At 71.7% G+C, this 24,780-nt stretch carries 20 protein-coding genes, 1 tRNA gene and 1 pseudogene; 8 read left to right on the top strand and 14 right to left on the bottom strand.

All coding sequences use genetic code 11. The features are described from left to right. Window positions 1–100: 100 nt before the first annotated feature. The 3 genes from AC3AGO_RS26310 to AC3AGO_RS26320 all read right to left on the bottom strand — a co-directional run bounded on the left by AC3AGO_RS26310 (window position 101) and on the right by AC3AGO_RS26320 (window position 2,574). Complete coding sequence (locus AC3AGO_RS26310; protein ID WP_487822711.1) at window positions 101–451, bottom strand: GlsB/YeaQ/YmgE family stress response membrane protein; 351 nt, start codon at window positions 449–451, stop codon at window positions 101–103. Between the two features lie 90 nt (window positions 452–541). Next, window positions 542–1,579, bottom strand: coding sequence for a sulfotransferase (locus AC3AGO_RS26315; RefSeq protein ID WP_487822712.1), 1,038 nt, complete (start codon window positions 1,577–1,579; stop codon window positions 542–544). 164 nt (window positions 1,580–1,743) lie between these two features. Beyond that, window positions 1,744–2,574 carry an NAD-dependent epimerase/dehydratase family protein gene (locus AC3AGO_RS26320; RefSeq protein ID WP_487822713.1) on the bottom strand — a complete coding sequence of 277 codons (831 nt, stop codon included), beginning with the start codon at window positions 2,572–2,574 and terminating at the stop codon, window positions 1,744–1,746. Between the two features lie 239 nt (window positions 2,575–2,813). Here AC3AGO_RS26320 and AC3AGO_RS26325 point away from each other — a divergent pair, with 239 nt between their 5' ends. Together AC3AGO_RS26325 and AC3AGO_RS26330 are read left to right on the top strand one after the other, a co-directional pair. Continuing rightward, window positions 2,814–4,091 (top strand): hypothetical protein, encoded by a 1,278-nt coding sequence (locus AC3AGO_RS26325; RefSeq protein WP_487824826.1) that lies wholly within the window; start codon window positions 2,814–2,816, stop codon window positions 4,089–4,091. A 99-nt stretch (window positions 4,092–4,190) separates the two neighbouring features. Next, window positions 4,191–5,360, top strand: a complete 1,170-nt coding sequence (locus tag AC3AGO_RS26330) for a serine hydrolase domain-containing protein (protein ID WP_487822714.1) — start codon at window positions 4,191–4,193, stop codon at window positions 5,358–5,360. A 117-nt stretch (window positions 5,361–5,477) separates the two neighbouring features. Here AC3AGO_RS26330 and AC3AGO_RS26335 read toward each other — a convergent pair whose 3' ends face one another. Beyond that, window positions 5,478–6,926 carry a peptidoglycan D,D-transpeptidase FtsI family protein gene (locus AC3AGO_RS26335; RefSeq protein ID WP_487822715.1) on the bottom strand — a complete coding sequence of 483 codons (1,449 nt, stop codon included), beginning with the start codon at window positions 6,924–6,926 and terminating at the stop codon, window positions 5,478–5,480. A gap of 95 nt (window positions 6,927–7,021) precedes the next feature. Beyond that, complete coding sequence (locus AC3AGO_RS26340; RefSeq protein ID WP_487822716.1) at window positions 7,022–7,924, bottom strand: alpha/beta fold hydrolase; 903 nt, start codon at window positions 7,922–7,924, stop codon at window positions 7,022–7,024. A 204-nt stretch (window positions 7,925–8,128) separates the two neighbouring features. Here AC3AGO_RS26340 and AC3AGO_RS26345 point away from each other — a divergent pair, with 204 nt between their 5' ends. Both AC3AGO_RS26345 and AC3AGO_RS26350 read left to right on the top strand, forming a co-directional pair. Continuing rightward, on the top strand, window positions 8,129–8,602 hold the full coding sequence (locus tag AC3AGO_RS26345; protein ID WP_487822717.1) for a VOC family protein: 474 nt from the start codon (window positions 8,129–8,131) through the stop codon (window positions 8,600–8,602). Between the two features lie 132 nt (window positions 8,603–8,734). Next, a tRNA-Met gene (locus AC3AGO_RS26350) sits at window positions 8,735–8,808 on the top strand. 136 nt (window positions 8,809–8,944) lie between these two features. On the opposite strand, the gene AC3AGO_RS26355 is transcribed toward AC3AGO_RS26350, so the two are convergent. After that, the gene (locus tag AC3AGO_RS26355; RefSeq protein WP_487822718.1) at window positions 8,945–9,748 is read right to left on the bottom strand and encodes an IclR family transcriptional regulator; all 804 of its coding nucleotides are present in this window, start codon (window positions 9,746–9,748) and stop codon (window positions 8,945–8,947) included. Between the two features lie 126 nt (window positions 9,749–9,874). On the opposite strand from AC3AGO_RS26355, the gene AC3AGO_RS26360 reads away from it, so the two are divergent. The 3 genes from AC3AGO_RS26360 (at window position 9,875) to AC3AGO_RS26370 (ending at window position 14,555) form a co-directional block, all read left to right on the top strand. Further along, entirely contained in the window at window positions 9,875–11,401 is a 1,527-nt protein-coding gene (locus AC3AGO_RS26360; RefSeq protein WP_487822719.1) for an aldehyde dehydrogenase (NADP(+)), read from the top strand. Window positions 11,402–11,586: 185 nt separating this feature from the next. Then, the gene (locus AC3AGO_RS26365; protein WP_487822720.1) at window positions 11,587–13,431 is read left to right on the top strand and encodes a CocE/NonD family hydrolase; all 1,845 of its coding nucleotides are present in this window, start codon (window positions 11,587–11,589) and stop codon (window positions 13,429–13,431) included. A 71-nt stretch (window positions 13,432–13,502) separates the two neighbouring features. Further along, the gene (locus AC3AGO_RS26370) at window positions 13,503–14,555 is read left to right on the top strand and encodes an aminotransferase class V-fold PLP-dependent enzyme (RefSeq protein WP_487822721.1); all 1,053 of its coding nucleotides are present in this window, start codon (window positions 13,503–13,505) and stop codon (window positions 14,553–14,555) included. A 154-nt stretch (window positions 14,556–14,709) separates the two neighbouring features. Here AC3AGO_RS26370 and thpD read toward each other — a convergent pair whose 3' ends face one another. From thpD to ectA, 4 genes are all read right to left on the bottom strand, one after another. Further along, a complete protein-coding gene (gene thpD / locus AC3AGO_RS26375) occupies window positions 14,710–15,609 on the bottom strand; it encodes an ectoine hydroxylase (protein WP_487822722.1) in 900 nt (299 codons plus the stop codon). 128 nt (window positions 15,610–15,737) lie between these two features. Beyond that, complete coding sequence (locus AC3AGO_RS26380; protein WP_487822723.1) at window positions 15,738–16,142, bottom strand: ectoine synthase; 405 nt, start codon at window positions 16,140–16,142, stop codon at window positions 15,738–15,740. Between the two features lie 156 nt (window positions 16,143–16,298). Further along, entirely contained in the window at window positions 16,299–17,570 is a 1,272-nt protein-coding gene (gene ectB / locus AC3AGO_RS26385) for a diaminobutyrate--2-oxoglutarate transaminase (RefSeq protein WP_487822724.1), read from the bottom strand. 174 nt (window positions 17,571–17,744) lie between these two features. Continuing rightward, window positions 17,745–18,257: a diaminobutyrate acetyltransferase gene (gene ectA / locus AC3AGO_RS26390; protein WP_487822725.1), complete on the bottom strand. Its 513-nt coding sequence runs from the start codon at window positions 18,255–18,257 to the stop codon at window positions 17,745–17,747. A gap of 630 nt (window positions 18,258–18,887) precedes the next feature. On the opposite strand from ectA, the gene AC3AGO_RS26395 reads away from it, so the two are divergent. After that, on the top strand, window positions 18,888–19,973 hold the full coding sequence (locus tag AC3AGO_RS26395; RefSeq protein WP_487822726.1) for an amidohydrolase family protein: 1,086 nt from the start codon (window positions 18,888–18,890) through the stop codon (window positions 19,971–19,973). A gap of 54 nt (window positions 19,974–20,027) precedes the next feature. On the opposite strand, the gene AC3AGO_RS26400 is transcribed toward AC3AGO_RS26395, so the two are convergent. From AC3AGO_RS26400 to AC3AGO_RS26415, 4 genes and pseudogenes are all read right to left on the bottom strand, one after another. Next, on the bottom strand, window positions 20,028–21,344 hold the full coding sequence (locus AC3AGO_RS26400; protein ID WP_487822727.1) for an alpha/beta fold hydrolase: 1,317 nt from the start codon (window positions 21,342–21,344) through the stop codon (window positions 20,028–20,030). A 60-nt stretch (window positions 21,345–21,404) separates the two neighbouring features. Next, window positions 21,405–22,475 carry an Rv2231c family histidinol phosphate aminotransferase CobC gene (cobC, locus tag AC3AGO_RS26405; RefSeq protein ID WP_487822728.1) on the bottom strand — a complete coding sequence of 357 codons (1,071 nt, stop codon included), beginning with the start codon at window positions 22,473–22,475 and terminating at the stop codon, window positions 21,405–21,407. A gap of 128 nt (window positions 22,476–22,603) precedes the next feature. Then, window positions 22,604–23,344, bottom strand: a pseudogene (locus tag AC3AGO_RS26410) (cobalamin biosynthesis protein); the annotation flags it as partial. Between the two features lie 20 nt (window positions 23,345–23,364). Beyond that, window positions 23,365–24,777: a cobyrinic acid a,c-diamide synthase CobB gene (locus AC3AGO_RS26415; RefSeq protein ID WP_487822729.1), complete on the bottom strand. Its 1,413-nt coding sequence runs from the start codon at window positions 24,775–24,777 to the stop codon at window positions 23,365–23,367. Window positions 24,778–24,780: the final 3 nt, after the last annotated feature.

Here is a 24,780-nt window from a genome sequence, read left to right on the forward strand (position 1 = left end):
TCGAGTTCCGTTCCGGAAGGAGCACTCAGCGTGTACCGGGGGCGCCGCGTGCGGCATCGGTCACCGGGTGTTTTCGGTATACCTAACCGCGCATGTCCGGTCAGTGGCGGTGGCGTTCGCGGGAGTGGCCGAAGAAGATGCGGTACGCCACGAGGAGGACCAGCGAGCCCGCGATCGCGGACACCCACAGGGCCGGGTCGACGACGTTGTTCTCTATCGGCTTGTCGAGAAACGTCGCCGAGAGCCAGCCGCCGACGAACGCGCCCGCGATGCCGATGAGCGCCGTTCCGACGACGCCGCCCGGATCGCGCCCGGGCAGGATCACCTTGGCGACCGTACCGGCGACCAGGCCCAGGATGATCCAGCTGACGATGCCCGAGTGCAGCAGGTCGGAGAGTGCCGTGTTGTCCCCGGAATCGGCGGCGAGACGTACGAGGTCGGTGCTGTGCATGGCGGGTGGGTCCCCCAGATGAGCCGGTGATCGCTTGCGGACCCATCATGCCCACAGGCCCGCGCCCGCGAGAGGGCCGGGGTTCGCCGGTCAGCCGCCGAGCGCGCGCGTGCCGGCGGCGCACTGCCCGCGCAGCGCGGCCAGTTCGGCCCCGGGCAGACGCAGCGCGGAGCCGCGGCGACCCCCGTCCAGGTGGGCGCTGCCCGCGTCGAGCCAGCCGGGCAGCGGTTCGACGCCCACGAAGGCCGCCAGGCGGGCGAGTTCGCCCCGCGGATCGTCCAGCAGCAGCTCGTACGAGAGGTCCGTACGCAGCTCCCGCGGCACCCGCTCCAGGTGCGCCACCCCCTCGGTGATCAGCTCGGACCACAGCGCGCCGAACCCGGTGACCGGCATGGGCCGCTCCATCAGCAGCGCCGCGTCGAACCGGTCACCCAGCAGCGGCGCCAGGTCCGGGGGCAGCAACTTCGCGTGGTCCGGGGTGAGTTCGAAGAGGGAGCCGAGACCGCAGAGCGCCGTCATCTCGTGCAGCAGGGCGATCATCCGGTAGCCGGGGTGCCGGCTCATCGACAGCGCGCAGTCGGGGCCGTCCCGGTACAGGTGCACGAAGCGCGCCTCCGGAAACAGCGACCGCAGCAGGGGCACCCGGCCCAGCGAGTACCCGGAGCGCTCGACCGCCGCGTGCGGCTCCCCGCACCGGGCGGCGAGCGCTCCGAAGAACGCCTCCCAGTGACGCGGCACCGGGCGTACGGGCCACGCCGTCACCTCGGGCTCCAGCGCGTCCAGCAACGCGTCCGGGTCGTCGGTGAGATGGGGCAGCGCCATCAGGCTGACGCCCGGGATCCCCGTCGTGTCCGCCGCGTAGCGCCACTCGGGGTGCCGGTTGTAGAGGAACTCCGGAAGCGGCGCCCCGCTGCGGATCAGGGTGTCGAAGGCGGGGAACGGCGCGGTGATCAGCCGCCAGAACTCCCGCCCGTCCACGGCCCGTTCGGTGAGCGCGTCCTGGCCCATGCAGGCGAACAGCTCGTTGAGGCTGAGGATGTCCGGGTGCAGGCGGAGGATGCGGGACAGCGCCGTCGAGCCGCTTCTTCCTGTGCCTACGACGAAGGTGAGGCTCCGGGGGGTGGTCACCGGCGGTACCTTCCCCTGCGGGGGCGGTTCGAAGCGGGGGCGCTCCGGCGGGGTGCGTTTCGGGGTGCGGTTCGCGTGTGGTTTGCGCAGTTCCCCGCGCCCCTTTTCGCGCAGTTCCCCGCGCCCCTTATCTTCGCGCCCCCTGCCTTCGCCCAGCGCCCTTGTCAGTGCGGCCAGATGGGTGGGTTTGTGCAGAAGCTGCCGCCGAGCCAGGTGGCGTCGGCGCTGCCGGGGGCCGGTTCGCCCTGTTCGGCGAGGAGGTCCGCGGCGTACGGCTCGGAGTCGTCCTGCGGCTCGTACCCCAGCGCGCGGGCCGAGGAAAGGTCCCACCACAGGCGGGTGTTGGCCGAGGAGCCGTACACCACGGTGTGCCCCACGTCCTCCGCCGTCAGCGCCGCGTGCAGCAGACGTGCCCCGTCCTGCGGGCTGAGCCAGATCGACAGCATCCGTACGGACTTCGGCACGGGGAAGAGGGAGCCGATGCGGACGGACACCGTCTCGATGCCGTGCTTGTCCCAGTAGAACTGCGCGAGGTCCTCGCCGAAGGACTTGGACAGGCCGTAGTAGGTGTCCGGGCGGTGCGGCGTGTCCACCGGGATGGGCCGCTCCCCGGCGCCCGGCGCGGGGGTGAAGCCGACCGCGTGGTTGGACGACGCGAACACGACGCGCCGGACGCCGGCTTCGCGCGCCGCCTCGTACAGCCGGTAGGTGCCCTCGATGTTGGCGCGCAGGATCTTGTCGAACGTGGACTCCAGGGAGATGCCCGCGAGATGCACGATCGCGTCGACGCCCTCCACGGCCTTCCGCACCGTGTCCGTGTCCGCCGGGTCGCCGAGGTCGGCGGTGTACACCGTCTCCGACTCGCGCGCGTCCCCGACCGGCTGGAGGTCGAGGAGCCGCAGCCCGTCGTAGCCGTACGAGGGCAGCAGTTCGCGCATCAGCGTGCCGACGCCGCCGGCGGCGCCGGTGAGCAGAACGGTGCGGGGAGCGGGCATCGGCTGGTCTCCGTCCATGGACGATGTTCAGATATGGAGCGACGCTAGGGAGTGCGGCCCGGACCGTCAAGGAGGCGTTCCCGGTGGCCCGTTGAGGTGCCGCAGGAGTATTGACCCCCGCTCGGCCACGCCATAGCGTGACGCAGTTTCACATCCGTGGACAGCCCCCTGTGAAGGTCCGAGCCGAGGAGTGCCCCATGCCGACCGAGGAGCCCCCCATGCCGACCGAGGACGTGCCGATGCGGGTCTCCGCCTTCGTCTACCCCTGGGACGTCATCGGCGACCCGGACGCGGCGCCCCGCCTCGCCTCGCTGGGCATCCGGCAGGTCACCCTCGCCTCCGCCTACCACTCCACCCGCGCCCTGACCCCCCGGCATCCTGCCCGCCGCATCGTCACGGCACGCCACTCCGCCGTGCTGTACCCGCCGGAGGCCCGCTACTGGGAGGGCCGCGCGCTGCGCCCCTGCGGCCAGCAGGACTGGGCCGTCAGCGGCCACCCCGGCGGCGCGTACGGGGAGGCCGCCGAGGCCCTCACGGCGGCCGGGCTGGAGGTGCACTCGTGGGTCGTGCTCGCCCACAACTCCCGGCTCGGCGAGGAGTTTCCGCACCTCACGGTCCGCAACGCGTACGGCGACAGCTATCCGTGGGCGCCGTGCATCGGGCAGCCGCAGGTGCGCGACCACCTCGTGGCGCTCGCCGCCGAGGCCGCGGCACGGCCCGGTACGCACGGCACGGAACTGGAGTCCTGCGGCTGGTACGGCTTCGCGCACCTGCACGCGCACGACAAGACGCAGGGCGTGCGGCTGGGCGGCGCGGGCGAGTATCTGATGTCGCTCTGCTTCTGCCCCGACTGCCGCACCGGCTACGCGGAGGCCGGCGCCGACCCCGACGTCCTGCGTTCCGCCGTGGTCCGCGCACTCGAACCGCTCTGGCGGGGCGAACAGCCCCCGGGCGGCGGCGCCGGAACGGGCGGGGACGCGGGAACGGGCGGGGACGCCGGCTCGGTCAGGAACACCGAAGCGGAGCAGATCCGGCGGCTGTTGGGCGAGGAGACGGCCGCGGCGGTCGCCGCGTGGCGCCGCCGAGCCGCGGACCGGCTGCGGAGTGCGGCCGTCGCCGCCGTACGGGAGCGGGCGGGCGCCGGCTTCCGGGTGCTGCTGCACGCCGACCCGGCGGCACACCGTACGGGCGCGAACGCGGGCGCCGAACCGGCCGCAGCGCTGGAGCACGCCGACGGCGTGGTGCTGCCCTGCCCCGGAGGCGCCGGGGGAGCGGGCGGACGCGCGGACGTGCTGGGCCCCTTCGCCGCGTACCGCAGCGCCGACGCGCCGTCCCGCGACGCCGTGTTCGCCGCGAACTTCGGGATCGTCTCCGGCATGGGCGGCTCCCCGCACACCCTCGCGGCCGACGCCGAGCACGCAAGACAACTGGGAGCGGACGAACTGCGGCTCTACCACGGCGGACTCGCCTCGGACGCGGACCTGGAAGCCGTACGGGCGGCCCTGAAATCGTTGTGAGGGCCACCCACCCGGTCGGCGTCGCGGAACGACGGCGCCGCACAGGGGCGGTCACCGTGACGGACGAGAGCGTCCCGAACCACAGGAGGAGTCGCACGCATGAGCACCGATCCACTGGCAGTGCACGGCACCACGGCCCCCGGATACGAGGGCGTACGCGAGGAGTTGAGGACGGTCCTCGCCGCCGAACCGTGGCTGGGCGCCCAGCTCGCCGCGTACGCGGACGGCGAGCGCGTCGTCGACCTGTGGGGCGGGCCCGGCGTCGGGGCCGACTCCCTCATCCCCGTCTACTCCTCCACGAAGGGCGCCGCGCACATGGTGCTGGCCCTCCTCGTCCAGGAGGGCACGGTCGAACTGGAACGGGAAGTCGCCCACTACTGGCCCGAGTTCGCGGTGCACGGCAAGGGCGGCATCACCGTGCGCGACCTGCTCGCCCACCGCGCGGGACTGGTCGGCGCCACGGACGGGATACCGCTCGACGAGCTGCACGACGACCGGCTCACAGCCGAACGGGCCGGCGCCCAGCGGCCGTTCTGGCGTCCCGGCACCGCCTTCGGCTATCACGCGCTGACCATCGGCGCGCTCACCGGCGAACTGGTGCGGCGCACCACCGGCAAGACCATGCAGGAGTTCCACGAGGCACGGCTGCGCGCCCCTTACGGCGTCGACTTCTACATGAGCCTGCCCGAGTCGGAGGAGCACCGGGTGCTGGACATCCACCCGATGTACCCGACCCCGGAGCAGCAGGCCGAGATGGAGGCCGCCGCCACCTCCCCGCACAGCCTCAACGGCATCGCCTTCAACAACCACGCCCCCGGCAACCCGCTGATCTGGGACCTGCCCAACTCCCGTGCGGTGCGCGCCGCGGGGCCCGCCTCGTACGGGGGCGTGGCCTCCGCACGCGGGCTGGCCGGGCTGTACGCGGCGGCCGTCACCGGCGGGCCCGGCGGCGGAGAGGAGCCGCTGCTGACGGCGGACACGGTCGCGGACTTCGGCCAGATCCAGTCGTCCGGCACGGACCTGGTGATGGGCGAGTGGAACGAGTTCGGGCTCGGCTTCCAGACGTACACGATCGGCAAGCCGTTCCTCGGGCAGGGCGCCATCGGGCACGGCGGCGCGGCCGGTTCGGTGGCCCTCGCCGACCCGCGGGCCGGCCTGACCATCGGCTACGCCCGCCGCCGGTTCGGCTTCCGCGAGGTGTCCCGCGAGGGCGGCAATCGCCTGGCCCGCGTGATCAGCCGCAGCCGCGCGGCGACCCGGCGGGGCTGACGCCCGTACGGAGAGAAGCGAAGACCCCGCACCGGAGTCACCGGCCGGTGCGGGGTCTCCGCGGTTCGGTCCCCCGGCTGGGGGTCCGGGGCCTGCGCGGTTTCGGTCTCCCGGCGGTCAGCCGAGGGAGGCCTGCATCATCCGCTTGGCGACCGGCGCCGCCAGACCGCTGCCGCTGACCTCGGCCCGCTGCGCGTCGGAGTCCTCCACGACGACCGCCACGGCGAGCTTCTTGCCCTGGCTGTTCTCCGCCCAGGACGTGAACCAGGCATACGGCGTACCGCTGTTGTCCACACCGTGCTGCGCCGTACCGGTCTTGCCGCCGACGTTCATGCCGGGGATCTTCGCGTTCGTGCCCGTGCCCACGTCGACGACCGTCTTCATCGCCGACTTGAGCTGCGTCGCGACACCCTCGCTCATGACCCGCTCGGGGTTCTTGTCGTACGTCTGCAGCGCGGTGCCGCCGCTGTCCTGCACCTGCGAGACCATGTGCGGATCGCTCAGGTCGCCGCCGTTCGAGATGGCCTGCGAGACCATCGCCATCTGCAGCGGTGTGGCGGTCACTTCGTACTGTCCGATGCCCGAGAGGCCGGTCTGCGCGGAGTCCATCCCCTTGGGGTAGATGCTCTTGTACGCGCGCACCGGCGTGTCCTGCTTCTCGTTGTTGAAGCCGAACTTCTCCGCCTGCGCCCGCACCTTGTTCTCACCCAGGTCGGCGGCGAGCTTCGCGAAGACGGTGTTGCAGGAGTAGCGGAGCGCGGTGCGGATCGTGGCGTTCTCGCACGGCGCCGAACTGCTCTCGTTCTTCAGGACGGTCTGCGAGCCCTTCAGCGTGTACGGGTCGGGGCTGTGCGTCTTCTCGTCGACCGAGGAGTACAGCCCGTTCTCCAGCGCCGCGGCGGCGACGACCAGCTTGAACGTGGAGCCCGGCGGAACGGGCTGGCGGAGCGCCCGGTTGAGGATGGGCTTCTCCTTGTCCTTGTTCAGCTTGTTCCAGGCGGCCTCGTCCTTGTCCTCACTGCCGCTGATCTTCGAGGGATCGTAGGAGGGCGTGCTGACCAGGCCCTGGATCTCGCCGTTGGACGGGTCGATGGCGACGGCCGCGCCCTTCTTGTCGCCGAGCGTGTCGTAGCCGGCCTTCTGCACCTTCGGGTCGATGGTCGTGATCACGTTGCCCGGCTTGGTGTGATCGCCGGTGATCGCGTCCATCGGGTCCTTGAGCCGGTCGTCCTGCCCCGAGAGGAGCTTCTGGTAGATCCCCTCCAGCTGGGTGGCGCCGCGGGCCTGGGAGCTGTAACCGGTCACAGCGGAGTAGAGGTCGCCTTCGTCGTACGTCCGCTTGTACTTGAAGTCCCCGCTGTTGACCTCCTTGGATCCGGTGACCGGCTTGCCGCCCACGATGATGTCCCCGAACGGCTGCCCGTACTGCTCGATGGCGTTCCGCCGGTTGTCGTCGTCCTCCGCGAGCGCCTGGCCCTCGACGACCTGCATCCACGTGACGCGCATCAGCAGTGCGAGCACGAGGCACAGAATGACGACGGAGGCGCGCCTGACTGTCCTGTTCATCTCCGTGAGGAAACGCGGCGGACAGGGGAACGGGTTCCACTTCGCGGCCCATTCTCAGAGAACTCTCATCTCCCGCGGGCACCTCCGGCCGGCGCTCAGATCACCTCTCCGGGCTTCTCACCGGGCTTCCCTCCGGCGATGAACCGCCGCAGGTGCCCGGCGAGCAGGGCCGGCTGGTCCTCCGGGATGAGGGTGTAGCTGTCGGGGATCTCCACATGCGTGCCCTGCGGCAGCAGTCCCGCGAGCCGCCGGCCGTGCTCGGGCGGCATCAGACGGTCCTCCGCGGCCCAGGCGACCAGCGCCGGCCGGTCGAACACGCGCAGCGTCTCCGACCAGCGCACCATCTCGCTCTTCGACGGTACGTTCCGGCAGAACGCGCGCAGGTCGCGGCGGATCGCCGGCGTGGTCCGCAGCGGCCGGAACCAGCCCTCCATGATGTCCTGCGGGATGGGCCGCTTCGTCAGCCAGCCGAACGTCACGGGCAGCCGCTGGGCGGGCTTCACCTTCAACAGCCGCGCCGCGAGAGCGAACCCGATGCCGCGCGGCAGCCGGGACAGCAGGACCAGATTGCGTCCCGGCGGGCCGGGCGGGGAGTTCCCGAACGCCTCGCAGGACGTGATCACCAGCCGGCCGATCCGCTTGTCCCGGCCCTCCGCGACCAGCGCCTGCGGGCCGCCCCAGTCGTTCATGACGAGGGTGACGTCGTGCAGGTCCAGCTTCTCCAGGAAGTCGGCGACCAGTAACGCCACGCCGAGCATCGACAGATCCGCGTCCGGCCGCATCGGGATGCGGTGCGCGCCCAGCGGCAGGGTGGGCACCACGACACGGTGACCGTCGCGCAGATCCCGCACCACGTGCCGCCACAGCGAGCCGTCCATCACCACCCCGTGCACCAGGACGACGACAGGGCCGTCACCGCCGGTGTCCTCGTACTCGACGGTCCCCGCGGACAGTTCCACCTCTGCTGTCACTGTCCTGTGCTGTGGCGTCTCCGGCATACGAACGGCCTCCTCGGCGAACTCACATGTGCGCGGGCCCGGTTCGCCGTCAGAGTCGCAGAGGCCATCCCGTACGGGAATGGAGTAACCAGACATGCCGAACATTTCCCTCGGCCCGTGCCGATGAGTCCGGGGCCGTACGGCGGTCCACCTCTGTAGAGCCGGCCCGTACCGGGACAGCCGCAACAGCGAGGAGCGCGCGTCATGCAGAAGATCACCCCCTGTCTGTGGTTCGACGGCCGGGCCGAGGAGGCGGCGCAGTTCTACACGTCCCTCTTCGACGACTCCCGCATCACCGACGTACAGCGCTACGGCAAGGCCGGTCCGGGCGAGGAGGGCACGGCCATGCTCGTCACCTTCGAGCTCGGGGGGCAGCAGTACACCGGCCTCAACGGCGGCCCCGAGTTCCACTTCACCGAGGCCGTCTCGTTCAGCGTGGACTGCGCCTCGCAGGAGGAGGTCGACCGCCTCTGGACCAGGCTGACCGAGGACGGCGGCCAGGAGGGCCCGTGCGGCTGGCTGAAGGACAAGTACGGCCTGTCCTGGCAGATCGTGCCGCGCCGGCTCATGGAGATGATCAAGGACCCCGACGAGGGGAAGTCCGGCCGCGTCATGGAGGCCATGATGGGGATGAAGAAGCTCGACGTACGGGCCCTGGAGGCCGCGTACGAGGGCTGAGGGCCGCGCCCCTTGCGGGCGGCGGAACCGGAAAACGGCAGGCGCCGGGCGGGACGGAAGCGGGTGCCGGAGCCCGGTGCCGAAAGCGATTTCCCCTCACGGCCATGCGTGCCGTAGTGTTCATTTCACCGCCGCGGGGTGGAGCAGCTCGGTAGCTCGCTGGGCTCATAACCCAGAGGTCGCAGGTTCAAATCCTGTCCCCGCTACTCAGGTCCGAAGGCCCGGTGCGCACTGCGCGCCGGGCCTTCGTCGTGCCGCGGAACGCCGCCGCACCGCTGCGCCGTGTCGTGGGGCCCGCGCCGTGTCCGCCCCCGCGGTGCGGAGGCGGACACACGCGGAGTCTCAGAGCCGCCGTGTCGCCAGCGTCAGCCGGTCCCGGGCGTCGAACAGGGAGTCCTTGATGCGCTGTTCGTGCGCCGGCGTGAGACGGGCCGCCGGCACGGAGCAGCTGATGGCGTCGCGCGCCGGCGTGCGGTACGGAATGGCGATCCCGAAGCAGCGCAGCCCGAGCGTGTTCTCCTCGCGGTCGATCGCGTAGCCCTGCTCGCGCACCAAGTGCAGCTCCTCGATGAGCTGTTCGCGGTCCGTGATGGTGTGCTCGGTCAGCGAGGGGAGGGTCTCCGGCAGCAGCTTGCGGACCTCCTCGTCCTCGTACGTCGCCAGCAGCGCCTTGCCCAGCGACGTGGAGTGCGCGGGCAGCCGGCGGCCGACACGCGTGAACGGGCGCAGATAGTGCTGCGACTGACGGGTCGCCAGATAGACCACGTTGGTGCCGTCCAGCCGGGCCATGTGGATGGTCTCGGTGGTGTCGTCGGACAGCTGGTCGAGGGTGGGCCGGGCGGCGGCCACGGCCTCGTCGCCGTCGATGTACGAGGTGCCCACCAGCAGCGCGCGCACCCCGATGCCGTACCGGGTGCCGGTCGAGTCGGTCTCCACCCAGCCGAGTTCGACGAGGGTGCGCAGCAGCATGTAGAGGCTGGACTTGGGGTACCCGACGGCCTCCTGGACAGCGGCCAGCGAGTGCATGCCGGGACGTCCGGCGAAGTACTCCAGCAACTCCACTGTGCGGACGGCGGACTTGACCTGGGAGCCGCCCGGCAGCGCACTCGTGCCGGCCGCGACCGTGCCCGTCTCATCAGCTGACATCGAACCTTGACCCCCTTGTGACGGCGCTCATAGAGTCACAGCCGGTGATATTCACCGACTGGGACGACGTTCAGCATATCGAACGCGCCGTCCTGCTCGACAAGCAGCTTGCGGAAGGAACTCGCGGTGGCGGTAACACCAGTGTGGAGCGTTGACCCCCGGACCGGAAAGCAACGGGAACAGGTCGCGGCGGAGGCCACAGCCGCGGACGTGGACGCCGCGGTGCGCGCGGCGCACGCCTCCCGCGACGCCCTCGCCGACCGTACGACCCGCGTGGCGTTCCTGCGCGCCGCGGCCGACCGGCTGGACGCGGCACGGGACGAACTCGTACGGACCGCCGACCTGGAGACCGCCCTCGGCGAGGCGCGGCTCACCGGCGAGGTCGGCCGCGCCTCCGGTCAACTGCGCGCCTTCGCCGGGGAGGTGGAGGACGGCGGCTACCTCGACGTCATCATCGACCACGCCGACTCCGAGGCCGCCCCGCCGCGCCCCGACCTGCGCCGGTACAAGGTGCCGCTCGGCGTGGTCGCGGTCTACGCGGCCTCCAACTTCCCGCTCGCCTTCTCCGCGCCCGGCGGCGACACGGCCAGCGCGCTCGCCGCGGGCTGCCCCGTCGTCGTCAAGGCCCACCCCGGGCACCCGGCCACCGCGGAGATCTGCGCCCGTGAACTCCGCGCCGCTGCCGCCGACTCGGGCCTGCCCGAGGACGTGTTCTCCCTCGTGCACGGCTTCGGGGCGGGCGTCGAGCTGGTGCGGCACCCGCTGGTCGCCGGCGCCGGCTTCACCGGTTCCGTACGCGGCGGGCGCGCCCTGTACGACGAGGCCGCGGCCCGTCCGAAGCCGATCCCCTTCCACGGCGAACTCGGTTCCCTCAACCCGGTTGTGATCACCGCGGCCGCGGCGGAGGAGCGGGCCGAGGCCATCGGAACGGGCCTCGCCGGGTCCATGACGATGGGCGTCGGACAGTTCTGCACCAAGCCCGGGTTCGTCCTCGCACCGGAGGGCGCGGCCGGCGACCGGCTGCTCAAGTCCCTGACGGAGACGGTCGCGGACGCCGCCCCCGGAACGCTGCTCGACACCCGGATGCGGGACGCGTTCCTCGCCGGGATCACCGAACGCGCGGCCCTCGACGGGGTCGAGGCCCCCGTGCAGGCCGGCCCGGGGGAGGGCACCTCGGTCACCGCCGGGTTCCTCTCCGTCGACGCGGCGAAGCTCAGCACCGAGGGGTACGAGCTGCTGCTGGAGGAGTGCTTCGGGCCCGTCACCGTCGTCGCCCGCTACCGCGACGAGGACGAGATCGCGACGGTGCTGTCCCGGCTGCCGGGCAACCTCACCGCCACCCTGCACCTCTCCACGGAGGAGGCCGCGGGCGACGGCGTCGCCGCTGACGTGCTCGACCAGCTCGCGCCGCTCGCCGGACGCGTCCTCGTGAACGGCTGGCCCACGGGCGTCGCCGTGGTGCCCGCCATGCAGCACGGCGGCCCGTACCCCGCGACGACCTCCACCTCCACCTCGGTCGGGATCACCGCCATCGAGCGCTGGCTGCGCCCGGTGGCGTACCAGAACACCCCGGAGGTCCTCCTCCCCTTCGCCCTCCGCGACGACAACCCCCTCAACCTCCCCCGCCGCGTAGACGGCCGCCGGGAGGTCTGAGACCCGTAGTCACCACTCGCCCGCAGCGCGGCGGTTGAGCCGCCGCGCTGCGGGCGAGTCATGTCCGGGCATGCCGTGCGGCTCGCCCCGACGTCCCCAAAGGCCCCGCTGTGCACGCCTCTTGACTTCGCGTCAGCTGCCGCCGACATTACTTACCAGTTGGTAGGTGACGATCAGGAGGCGGTATGACGCGTCATGTCCGAAGATTTCTGGTCGCAGCGGCATGTACGGCGCTCGGCGCGCCTCTGCTGACGTCCGCGCCCGCCCACGCGGCGCCGGCCGCGGAGGCCGCGCCGTACAGCGTCAGTCCGCTGAAGTTCACCGTGCACGTCGGCGAGAACGACGCCACGCGCTGCGTCGTCGACGCCGACCTCTACCGGCCGTCCGGCTCGGACGCCGGCCACCCCGTGCCCGCCGTGCTCACCACCAACGGCTTCGGCGGCAGCAAGGACGACGCCGGCACCGCGGGCACCGCCAAGGCGCTCGCCGCGCGCGGCTACGCGGTCCTCTCGTACTCCGGCCTCGGCTTCGGAAAGTCCGGCTGCCGCATCTCGCTCGACGACCCGAAGACCGACGGCGAGGCGGCCTCCCGGCTGGTGGACTTCCTCGGCGGGGAGCGGGCCGCCGACGACGGCACCCGCGCGGACTTCGTGACGCGCGACGGCCGGCACGACCCCCGCGTCGGCATGATCGGCGGCTCGTACGGCGGTGCCGTGCAGCTGGCCACGGCCTCCGTCGACGACCGCGTCGACGCGCTGGTCCCGATGATCACCTGGAACGATCTGACGTACTCGCTCGTGCCGAACAACACGTCCCTCACCCGCGGCGTGACGCCCGCGGTCCCCGGCGCGTACAAGTGGCAGTGGACGAACGGCTTCTACCTCCTCGGCCAGATCCAGGGCCTGAAGGAACTGGGCACCGACCCGGACCGGGCGAGCGTCGGCTGCGTCAACTTCCCCCGGGAGATGTGCGATACGAAGCGCATGCTCGACTCGGGCCGCTTCCCCGCGGGGGAGACCCAGGAGGCCATGCGGCGGATCCGCGACGCGTCGCCCGTCGCGTCCCTGCGCCGTGTGAAGGCGCCGACGCTGCTCGTACAGGGCCAGAAGGACACGCTGTTCAACCTCAACGAGGCGGCGGCGACGTACGAGACGCTGCGCGCGCAGGGCACTCCCACCCGGATGATCTGGCAGGAGTCGGGGCACAGCGGCCAGTCCGCCACCGAACCGGGCCTGTCCGACGGCGGGTTGGACAGTACGTACGTGGGCAAGCGCGTCACCGCCTGGTTCGACCGCTACCTCCGGCACGACGGCTCGGCCGACACCGGACCCGCCTTCGCCTACCACCGCGACTGGGCCCCGTCCGGGGGCGGTTCCTCCTACGGCACGGCGCCGGCCTACCCCGCCGGCGAGACCCGCAGGCTCTACCTCTCCGGCGACGGCACCCTCGCCCCGAGCCGCGGCACCGTACGGCGCGGCAGCCGCGAGTACCTCAACTGGCTGCTGGCGCCCAGCAGTTACTCCGAATCGTCGCTGCTGTCCGCCGCCGGGATCGGCCTGCGGACGCCGTACGACGCACCCGGGACGCACCTGAGCTACAAGTCCGCCCCGTTCACCGCCCCCGTCGACGTCGTCGGCGCGCCGAAGGCCCGGCTCAAGGTGACCTCGCCGAAGGCCGAACAGGCCCAGCAGACCGGCGACTCGGGAGACGTGACCGGCAATCTGGTGCTCTTCGCCAAGGTCTACGACGTCGCCCCCGACGGCACCCGCACCCTGGCGAACCGGCTCGTCGCCCCCGCCCGCGTACAGGACGCCACCAAGCCGTTCACCGTGACGCTCCCCGCCATTGCGCACCGCTACGAGGCGGGCCACCGGCTGGAGTTCACCATCGCGGCCGGCGACGCCGCGTACTACGGCAACCACGGCGTCAAGCGCGTCACCGTCAGCAGCGCACCCGACGACACCGGCACCCTCGACCTGCCCGTCGTCGGCGGCACCCTCGGCGAACGGACCCCGTCCGGGAACGAGTGACACCGTGTCCGGGCCGGGGCGCGCGCGTCATCAGCGTGGACGCCCCGGCGCGGGCCGGTGAGACTGAGCGCATGGAGAGTCTGATCGCCGCAGAGTTCGCGCCCGACAGCACCTACCTCAACACCGCCTCCCACGGCCTGTTTCCCGCCCGTGCGGCGGACGTACTGCACGCCCGCGTACGCGACATGGCAGCCGGCCGCATCGACATGCCCGCCTACTTCGCCGAGGCCGACGAGGCGCGGGCCTCCTTCGCCCGGCTCGCGGGCGTGCCCGCGTCCCGGGTCGCCCTCGGCAGCGCGGTGTCCGTGCACACCGGACTGGTCGCCGCCGCCCTCCCGCCGGGTGCCGAAGTGCTCGCCGCCGAGGGCGACTTCGTCTCCGTGGCGAACCCGTTCGCCGAACGGTCCGACCTGAAACTGCGCCGCGTCCCGCTGGAGGAGCTGGCCGCGTCCGTACGGCCCGGCACGGCACTCGTCGCGGTGAGCGCCGTACAGTCCGCCGACGGCCGCATGGCCGGCCTGACAGCCGTACGGGACGCGGCACGGGCCGTCGGCGCGCGGACCCTGGTGGACACCTCGCAGGCCACGGGCTGGCTGCCGGTGTCCGCGGGGGACTTCGACTACACCGTGTGCGGCGGCTACAAATGGCTGATGTCCCCGCGCGGCGTCTCGTTCCTGACGGTGCCTCAGGAGACCCAGGAGAGCGGCGCGCTGCTCCCGCTGCACGCGGGAATGATGTCGTCGGCACGCCCGTGGGACGACTGCTACGGCACGGTCGACCACCCCGCGCCCGACGCGCGCCGGTTCGACGAGAGCACCGGCTTCCTCCCGTACGCGGCCGCCGCCCGTTCCCTCGCGCTCGTCGAGGAAGCGGGGCAGGAGGCGATCGGCGCCCGGAACCGCGCGCTGGCCTCCCGCTTCCGCGCCGGACTGGACCGGCTGGGCCACCGCCCCGTGGCGGGGGACGCGGCCATCGTCTCCGTACCGGGCCTGGACGGGGCCGCACCGCGGCTCGCTGAGGCGGGCGTACGGGTGTCGGCGCGGGACGGCAACCTGCGCGCCGCCTTCCACTTCTACAACACGCCCGCGGACGTGGACCGGCTGCTCGACGTACTGGCGGACTGACCCGCGAGAAGGGGCGGGACCGACACGGCCCCGCCCCTGAGAGCCCGGAAAGGGGCGCGGGGAACTGCGCGAACCACACGCGAACCGCAGCCACTCACCACAGGCAACGGGTCACACGAAGCGGCACACACAGCGCCCCGCACAGCGCCGAGCGTCACGTCACAGGAGTGAAGTCCCGCGCACCGATGAACTCGGGGCGGGCGACCGGCGCCGCGAAGGGCTCCACCGCCGTGTTCTCCACGCTGTTGAAGACGATGAAGACATTGCTCCGCGGGTACGGAGTGATGTTGTCACCGCTTCCGTGCATGCAGTTGCAGTCGAACCAGGTGGCCGAACCGGCCTCGCCCGTGAAGAGCTTGATGCTGTGCGCGTCGGCGAACTTCGCCAGCGCCTCGTCGGACGGTGTCCCGGCGTCCTGCATCTGCAGCGACTTCTTGTAGTTGTCCCTCGGCGTCTCGCCCGAGCAGCCGAGGAACGTCTTGTGCGACCCCGGCATGATCATGAGGCCGCCGTTGGTGTCGTGGTTGCGGGTGAGCGCGACCGACAGCGAGACCGTGCGCATGTTGGGCAGGCCGTCCTCGGCGTGCCACGTCTCGAAGTCGGAGTGCCAGTAGAAGCCCCTGGCACCGAAACCCGGCTTGACGTTTATCCGGGACTGGTGGACGTACACGTCCGAGCCCAGGATCTGCCGTGCCCGGCCCACTACCCTCGGGTCACGCACCAGGTTCGCGAAGACCTCGCTGATCTTGTGCACCTCGAACACGGACCGGATCTCCTGCGACTGAGGCTCGACGACCGAGCGCTCGTCGGCGCGGAGCACCGGATCCGAGGTGAGCCGTTCCAGTTCCGCGCGGTAGACGTCGACCTCATCGGGGGTGATGAGGGCGTCCTGGGCGAGGAACCCGTCCCGCTCGAAGTCCGCCAGTTCCGTGCCCGTGAAGGGGCCCGGAGCACCCGGCTCGGACCACACCACGGGGTCCATGCGCGGAGTCGCCACCTCGGTGGCGCCGCGAGTCGGGTACAGGTCGGCGGAACGCTCGGGTGCGGTGGTCATGGGTTTGCCTTCCTCTCCTCTCGTACGGCCCTGTCGATGGGCGGACGGCCGAGGACCCGGCCGGCAAGCGGCCGGGCATCCGGCCAACCAGGCTGCGACGCCGCGGCGTTCAGCCTGCGTCGGGCTGCTCAGCCCTCGTCGGGCTCGGTGAGCAGCGGGTAGACACCGTTCTCGTCGTGGTCCTCCCGGCCGGTCACCGGCGGGTTGAAGACACAGACACAACGGAAGTCCGTCTTCGGGCGCATGGTGTGCTTCTCGTGCCCGTTGAGCAGGTACATCGTGCCCGGGGTGATCCAGTGCTTCTCGCCGGTCTCGTCGTTGGTGAGTTCGGCCTCGCCCTCCACGCACAGCACGGCCTCGATGTGGTTCGCGTACCACATCGACGTCTCGGTACCCGCGTACAGCGTGGTCTCGTGCAGCGAGAAGCCGACCCGCTCCTTGGCGAGCACGATGCGCTTGCTCTCCCAGGTGCCCGACGCGGCCTTGACGTGGCGGTCGGTGCCTTCGATGTCCTTGAACGAACGAACGATCACGGTGCCGTCGTACCTTTCTCTTACGGTGTGTCTCTTTGCGTGCCCTGAACGGGCCTTTCTCAGACCCCGTGTGCAGTGTGTACCGCGGGTACGGGGCCCGTCACGGGGCGACCCGCCCCGGCAAGTCGCACCGGGGCGGGTCGGAATACTGCGGAACTACGCGGTCTCGCGCACCGAACGGGCCAGGATGCGCAGGCCCTCGTCCAGCTCCTCCGGAGTGATCGTCAGCGACGGCAGCAGCTTGACGACCTCGCTCTGCGGGCCGCAGTCCTCGAGCAGCAGGTTGTGCTCGAAGGCGCGCTTGCACACCTTGCCGGCCCGCTCCTTGTCGTGGAACTCCAGGCCCCACGCCAGACCCCGGCCGCGCACGTCGGCGACGACCTCGTCGCCGTGCTCCTCGGCGATGGCGCGCAGCGCCCGCTCGACCTGCTCGCCGCGGGCGAGGGTCTGCTTCTCCATCTGCGCGTCGTTCCAGTACGTCTCGATCGCGGCGGTGGCGGTCACGAACGCCGGGTTGTTGCCGCGGAACGTGCCGTTGTGCTCGCCCGGCGACCAGATGTCCAGCTCCGGCTTGAACAGCGTGAGCGCCAGCGGCAGTCCGTAGCCGCCGATCGACTTGGACACCGTGATGATGTCCGGCTTGATGCCCGCGTCCTCGAAGGAGAAGAAACCGCCCGTGCGGCCGCAGCCCATCTGGATGTCGTCGACGATCAGCAGCATGTCGTGCCGGTGGCACAGGTCTTCCAGCGCCCGCAGCCACTCGGCGCTCGCCACGTTGATGCCGCCCTCGCCCTGCACGGTCTCGACGATGACCGCGGCCGGCTTGTTGAGGCCGGAGCCCTCGTCCTCGAGCAGCCGCTCGAACCAGACGAAGTCCTCGGTGGTGCCGTTGAGATAGTCGTGGAACGGCATCGGCGTGCCGTGCACGAGCGGGATGCCGGCGCCGGCGCGCTTGAAGGCGTTGCCGGTCACGGCGAGCGAGCCGAGCGACATGCCGTGGAAGGCGTTGGTGAACGAGACGATCGACTCGCGGCCCTTCACCTTGCGGGCCAGCTTCAGCGCGGCCTCCACGGCGTTGGTGCCGGTCGGGCCGGGGAACATGACCTTGTGGTTCAGGCCGCGGGGTTCCAGGATCGTGCTCTTGAACGTCTCCAGGAACGTCCGCTTGGCCGAGGTGCTCATGTCCAGGCCGTGCGTGACGCCGTCGCGCTCGATGTAGTCGATCAGGGCTCGTTTCAGCACGGGGTTGTTGTGCCCGTAGTTGAGCGTGCCCGCGCCGGCGAAGAAGTCGAGGTAGGTGTGGCCGTCCTCGTCGTACATGTGCGCGCCCTGCGCGCGGTCGAACACGGTGGGCCAGCCACGGCAGTAGCTGCGCACCTCCGACTCGACGGTCTCGAAGACGCTCAGATCCGGCTGGGTGATGGTCACAGCTTGCTCCTGGGAGTGAGTCGCGTGCGTCGCGTGAGTGAAGTCTGGGATGTGGGGGTTGTGCGTCGTTGCGCCACGGCGCGGCACTGCGCCGGGAGGGGAGGGGCACCCGGGGGCGCCCGGGAGTACCGGGGGCGCTGGGCGCTCAACTGCCGGTGCGCGTGGGGGCGTACGTCAGCGCCGGGCGCCTGGGAACGTCACCGGGCCTATTCGGTACAGCACTTCGGGTTCGTGGCCGGCCTCCGGGAACACTCCGGCGTCGAACAGAACCTCCTTGGCGACATCCGCGCCGTGGCGCTCCGCGTAGGAAGTGAACAGCCTGTTGGAGGGTGTGTTGTCGGGGGTGACCGTGGTCTCGATCCCGTCGATGCCCAGCTCGTCCGCGACCCGGGCGCTCAGCCCGTCCAGCATCGCCGCTGCCAGGCCGCGGCCCCGCGCCGCCTCGTCCACGGCCACCTGCCACACCAGCAGGGTGCGGGGGGCCGAGGGGCGTACATAGCCGGTGATGAAACCGACTGGCTCGCCAGACGCGGATCGGGCCACAACGGAGGTGGCGGCGAAGTCGCGGCACCACAGCAGGTAGCTGTAGGAGGAGTTGAGGTCGAGCGTTCCGGAGTCGCGGGCGATACGCCAGATCGCGGCTCCGTCCTCCAGTCGTGGAGTGTCGAGCTTCAGCCCCTCCGGCATTTCAAGGAAATCACTGTGGGCACGTGCATGGTCTGCTTGTGCGGCGGTCATGCAGATTAAATTTACCCAGCAGAATCCAAAAACGCACGGGGGTCTGGGGTTCACAAGAGCGATCCACTGTGTTATCGCGCGGGGGCGCGCAGACGCGCAAGATGACCGAATCCTGGGAGGTGAAATGGCCTTTTGCGGGGATGAACCGGACGACTTGTGGGGTCGGTCACATTGGCGTAACGACCTCGAAGCACGTCCGAGTTTTGGGGGTTGACGCCCTTGAAATCGTGGCGTTTAAGCCCGGGATGAGCGGGCATAAGAATACGGGACACTGCGCTCGACAATGCACGGGGAATGCGCCCTCATTATGCACACGTGACGCATCGTGTGGCACCCCTTACGCAAATAACAATCCCCCTGCGTAGTACGCCGCCCCGATCCGCGTACAACGGGAACACATTTCCGCTCCGTCTCCCGGAAGCTGCACTCCGTAATCGACGCAACCCCGAATTGCTCACGGCCCTCTCACGACGACTCGGACCACCGCGCCACCCGCGGCCGCCCCCCTGGTCGCGCGCCGGGCCGCGGCGCGCCGAGGCGGGATTCTGGTGGGCGGCAGGGGCTCGTACAGTGCGGGGCATGAGTGACGTGTTGCGGATCAAGGGGCGGGTGCTCGCGGGGCCCGGGGACGAGGACGTCAAGGGCGAACTGTGGGTCGTCGACGGGAAGATCACGTACGAACGCCCCGCCGGAGAGGCGACCACGCTCGAGGGGTGGGCGCTTCCCGGCCTCGTCGACGCGCACTGCCACGTGGGCCTCGGCACGCACGGCCCCGTCGACGAGTCGACAACCGAGAAGCAGGCGCTGACCGAACGCGACGCCGGGGCCCTGCTGTTGCGGGACGCGGGTTCGCCGACGGACACGCACTGGATCGACGACCGCGACGACCTGCCGCGCATCATCCGCGCCGGACAGCACATCGCCCGCACGAAGCGCTACATCCGCAACTTCGCGCACGAGATCGAGCCCGGCGACCTGGCGGCGTACGTACGGTACGAGGCCCGCCGCGGCGACGGCTGGGTGAAGATCGTGGGGGACTGGATCGACCGCGCCGAGGGCGACTTGACCGCGTGCTGGCCGCGCTGGGCCGTCGAGGAGGCGTTCACGGCGGCACACGAGGAGGGCGCACGCGTCACCGCGCACTGTTTCGCCGAGAACTCGCTGCGGGACCTCGTCGAGGCCGGCATCGACTGCGTCGAGCACGCCACAGGGCTGACCGAGGACACCATCCCGCTGTTCGCGGAACGCGGCGTCGCCATCGTGCCGACCCTCGTCAACATCGCGACGTTCCCGCAGCTCGCCGCCGGCGGCGAGAGCAAGTTCCCGCAGTGGTCGGCGCACATGCGGCAACTGCACGAGCGCCGCTACGACACGGTGCGCGCCGCCTACGACGCGGGCATCCCGATCTTCACCGGTACGGACGCCGGCGGCTCCCTCGCGCACGGCCTGATCGCCGACGAGGTCGCGGAACTCGTGAAGGCCGGCATCCCCGCGCGGGACGCGCTGTCGGCCGCCGTCTGGGGCGCGCGAAGCTGGCTGGGCCGCCCGGGACTCGACGAGGGCGCGCCCGCGGACCTCGTCGTATACGACACGGACCCGCGCGAGGACGTACGGGCGCTGGCAGGACCGCGCAGGGTGCTGCTGCGCGGACGCGTGGTCCAGTAACCGTTCACCGGTCCACGGCGGGCCCGCCGGTCCGCGGCGGCTCGCGGGGAGCCGCTACACCTCCCCGCGGGCCATGCCGAACAGCCGGTCCAGGACGCGGCCTTCACTGACCCGCAGCGCGTCGTGCTCCCACTCGTTGGTCACCCACACCCGGACCCCGGCCACCGTGTCGGCGGTGGCGAGGGCGTGGTCCCGGTCCACGTACATGTCGTCGTGGTACACGGCGGCCTGCACCGGCACCTCGTTCTCCGCCAGCCGCGCCGGGTCGTACAGATCGGGCCAGTCCTCGCGTTCCGCGAGCAGCCGGGCCGTCTCCGCGAGCGGCCGCAGCGCGGGGTCCGTCTCGAACATCCAGGGGTACATCATCTCGCCCGTGAACAGCACGGGTTCACCGCTCTCCAGGGCGCGCGCCGCGTCGAACTGCGGGAAGTCCGCCCGCACGCGCTGCGCCGCCCAGCGGGTGCCCCGCGAAGTGACGGACCGCTGGGCGTAGATGGGCTCGTGCAGCAGGGCGAACAGCGGGTTGGCCGCCAGGGAGAGCTGCTGCTGGGCGGAGCCGAGGAACGTGTCGGACAGTACGCGGCCGTGCGGCCCTGTCGTCCACGCGTCCTCCAGCAGATAGTGCAGCCTGTCGGAGCCCCGCCCCTCGCCCAGCATCAGCCCGAGCGACTGGAAGCGCTCGACGGTGAGCGGACTGCCGTCCGGCAGCCGTACGTCCCGTTCCGACAGGTGCTCGGCGACGTGCCGGACTGCTGCCACATCGCCGGGGTAACGGCCGTAGTGCGCGCGGCACTTCCGCTCCACGCGCGGATACGCGGCGCGGTAGACCTCGTCGGCGTCCGCGCTCAGCGACGGCGTGCCGCCGGTCACGAACGCCTCGCGTACGCCCTCGGGAGCCAGCGACAGATAGGTGTACGTGCAGAAGCCCCCGAAGCTCTGCCCGAGGACCGACCACGGCGTGCCGTGCCCCAGGAGGTGCCGCCGTACGGCCTCCGCGTCGCGCACGATGGCGTCGGCGCGGAAGTGCGCCAGCAGGTCGGCCTGTTGCTCCGGTGTGCCGTACAGCGGGAGGGTCTGCCGGTCCAGGGGCGTGGAGCGGCCCGTGCCCCGCTGGTCGAGGAGGACGACCCGGTAGTCCTGGAGTGCGCGGGCCAGCCAGCCGTCCTGCCCGAGGGGCCGCGGTGAGCGGCCGCCGGGCCCGCCCTGGAGGAAGAGCAGCAGCGGCAGCCCGTCCCGCTCCTTGCCGGCCGCGGCGACCTCACGGGCGTAGACCTCGATCTGTTCGCCGTCGGGCCGCGCGTGGTCGAGCGGCACGCGGACGACGTGCTCGCGGGCCACGATGCCGGGCTGCCGGATGGTGCTGCTGTCCATGGGGTGGTTGCCTCCGAGGCGTCGCCGCTGTCGTACTCGGCAACAGCCTTGCAGCAACACCTACAGCAGTTTGGCCAGGGCCTCCGTCAGTGCGTCCGTCGTGTCCCTGTCGCGCACGGCGAGCCGCAGCCACTCCGGGCCCAGGCCGGGGAACGTGTCGCCGCGCCGCAGGGCGAAGCCCAGTTCGCGCAGATCCGCGCGCAGCTGTGCCGCGCGCGGGTGCCGCATCAGGACGAAGGGGCCCTCGGCCGCCGGTACGCAGGACAGCTCGCCGAACTCGCCCAGCCGGTCCAGCAGATGGGCCCGGTCGGCGGCCGTACGGCGTGCCGCGTCCTCCGCCTCGGCGAGCGCTTCCGGCTCACAGCACGCCTGTGCGGCGGTCAGTGCCGGCGCCGAGACGGGCCACAGGGGCTGCTGGGCCGCCAGCAGTTCCACCGTGCCGGGGTCGGACAGTACGTACCCGATGCGCAGTCCTGCCAGACCCCAGGTCTTGGTCAGACTGCGCAACACCAGCACCCGTCCGGGCAGTTCACCGGAGGACAGCAGGGGGACCAGCGACTCCCGCTCGCCGGGCACCGCGTCGATGAACGCCTCGTCGACGACGAGGGACCGGCCGGGACGGGCCAGCGCGCGCAGAGCGTCGGCGGGGTGCAGAACGGACGTCGGGTTCGTCGGGTTGCCGATCACGACCAGATCGGCGGACTCCGGTACGGCCGCGGGATCGAGCCGGAAGCCGTCCTCCGCGCGCAGCAGTACCCGGGACACACGGTGCCCGGCATCCCGCAGCGCCGCTTCGGGCTCCGTGAACTGCGGGTGCACGACGACCGGTTCGGCCGCGGGCAGGGCGCGGGCGAGCAGGACGAAGGCCTCGGCGGCGCCGGACGTCAGCAGCACCCGCTCGTCGGGCAGCCCGTGCCGGGTGGCGACGGCGCGCCGCGCCGGCCCGCCGTCCGGGTAGGCGGCGAGACCGCCGAGGGACGCGGCGATACGGGAGGTCAGCCAGGCCGGCGGGGTACCCGTACGCACGTTGACCGCGAGATCGGTCAGACCCGCGCCGTCGCCCCGTACTTCGGCGTCACCGTGGTGCCGCAGATCGGGTTCACGCGTGTCCGCGCTGCTGCCTGTGGTCACGGCTTCTCCTCGTGGCCGAGCGGGTTCCGTGTGCTGTCGAGCGGGTTCCGCGTGTCGTACGTGTCCCGCGTGTGCGCGTCCCGCGTGTCGCTCGCGGCCTGCGTCTCGTGCGCGCTGTGCGACGGGACGCGCCGCGCGACGGCGGCCGTGGCTCTGGCGGGCGCGCCGTCCGGGTGGAAGGACTTGGCCTTGGGGACGAGGAGTTCACCCGTCCCGGCCTCCAGCAGGGCGGCCGCTTCGGCGACCGAGGGCGTGCCCACGGTCGCCCGCGGCACGTGCGACGGATTCGGCACGTCGACGCGGCTCAGCGTCTCCGCGGCGTACGTCCGCAGGGGCACCCCGAGCCGGTCGGCTGCGGCTAGCAGGCCCGCCTCGTTCGCCTTGGCGTCGACGGTCGCCAGCGCCGTGAGGGAGCGCGGGGACAACCCCGCGTCGTCGAGGGTCACTTCGATGAGCTCCAGCACCTCGGCGGCCGTCACACCGCTGCCCGCGCCGATGCCGGCGACGAGCGACGGCGGCCGGACCACGGCCTCGTCGGGCCCCAGCAGGACGACTTCGTCGGTCACCCACAGAGCGGGACCGCCACAGGACGTACCGGCGTCCGGGGACGCACCGTTCCCCGCGTCACCGCCGTTCCCCGCGTCCCCGCCGGCCTCCGAGGCCTCGCCGGGCGCCCGGACGTTCGGCGGCAGCGCCGGGAGCGGCCACCGTACGTCCGGGCGCAGGGCGACAGGTTCGCCGTCCAGAATGCGCCGCGCCACGGCGGCGACAGCCCCTTCGGCGGGCCAGCCGAGCGCGTCCAGCGCCGGCACACCGGTCGTCCCGTACGCCACGGATTCCGTCAACTCGCCGGCGCCGTCCGGCTGTCCGGCCGGCGTCCCACGCGTGCTCACTGTGCGCACCTCTCGACGAACCGGCGGGCCAGTTCCGGTGCGGCAGCCCAGTGCACATGCAGATAGGAGGCGTGCACGTTGTCCTGCACGAACCCTTCGACACGGCGTTCCGGCCGGACGAAGCCCCAGGCGGGAGCGGTGCCCGCGGTGGGCTCGATGGCGGTCCGGTGGAACTCGTGCCCGCGGACGCGTGTCCCGGCAGCGGCAAGGGAGTTGTCGCCGACGGCGACGGCCTCGCGGTAGCCGAGTGTCAGCCGTTCCGTCATGTGCGCGGTGGCGTCCAGGACGCCGCACATGGGCTTGCCGTCCAGTTCGCGGGCCAGATACAGCAGTCCCGCGCACTCGGCGGCGACAGGCCCGCCGCCGGCCGCGAGATCGGCGACAGCCTTGCGCAGCGGCTCGTTGGCGGACAGTTCGGGCCCGTACACCTCGGGGAAGCCGCCCCCGATGACCAGCCCGCGGGTTCCTTCGGGCAGCGTCTCGTCGTGCAGCGGGTCGAACGGTACGACGTCCGCGCCGGCCGCGTGCAGCAGTTCCGCATGCTCGGCGTACGAGAACGTGAACGCGGCCCCTCCGGCGACAGCCACCACAGGCCGACCGGAACCGTCGGCAGGACTCGCATTCGTACTGTCCGCGGTCACCGCCCCCTGGCCCCCGGCGGCAGCGTCCAGCGCGGCCGCCGGGTCCCACGCCGTACCCGGGAGATCCGGCGCGCTGCGCGCCAGCGCGAACAGCGCGTCCAGGTCGCAGCCCTCCCTGACGCGCGCCGCGAGCTCCCGCACCGACTCGACGGCCTCGCCGTGCCGTTCGGCGACCGGTACGAGCCCCAGGTGCCGTCCCGGCGTACTCACCCGGCCCGCGCGCCGCATCACACCGAGCACCGGAACACCGGCGCCGCCCAGCGCCTCGCGCAGCAGAGCCTCGTGGCGGTCCGACGCGACCTTGTTGAGGATCACGCCCGCGACCCGTACCTCCGGGTCCCAGGACGCGAAACCGTGCACCAGTGCCGCCACCGAGCGGGACTGCGACGAGGCGTCGACGACCAGCACGACGGGCGCCTGCAGCAGTTTCGCCACATGCGCCGTCGACGCCAGTTCGCCCTCTCCCGACGCACCGTCGAACATGCCCATCACGCCCTCGACGACGGCCAGTTCGGCCCCCGCGGCACCGTGCGCGAACAGCGGCGCGACCAGTCCGGGGCCGCACAGGTACGCGTCGAGGTTCCGCCCGGGGCGGCCCGTCGCCAGCGCGTGATAGCCGGGGTCGATGTAGTCGGGGCCGACCTTGTGCGGGGAGACGGTGACGCCGCGCTCGACGAACGCCGCCATCAGCCCGGTGGCCACCGTGGTCTTGCCGCTGCCGGACGACGGCGCGGCCACCACGAGGCGCGGAATGCTCACCCCGCTCACGAA

The sequence above is a fragment of the Streptomyces sp. BL1 genome (assembly GCF_057628045.1).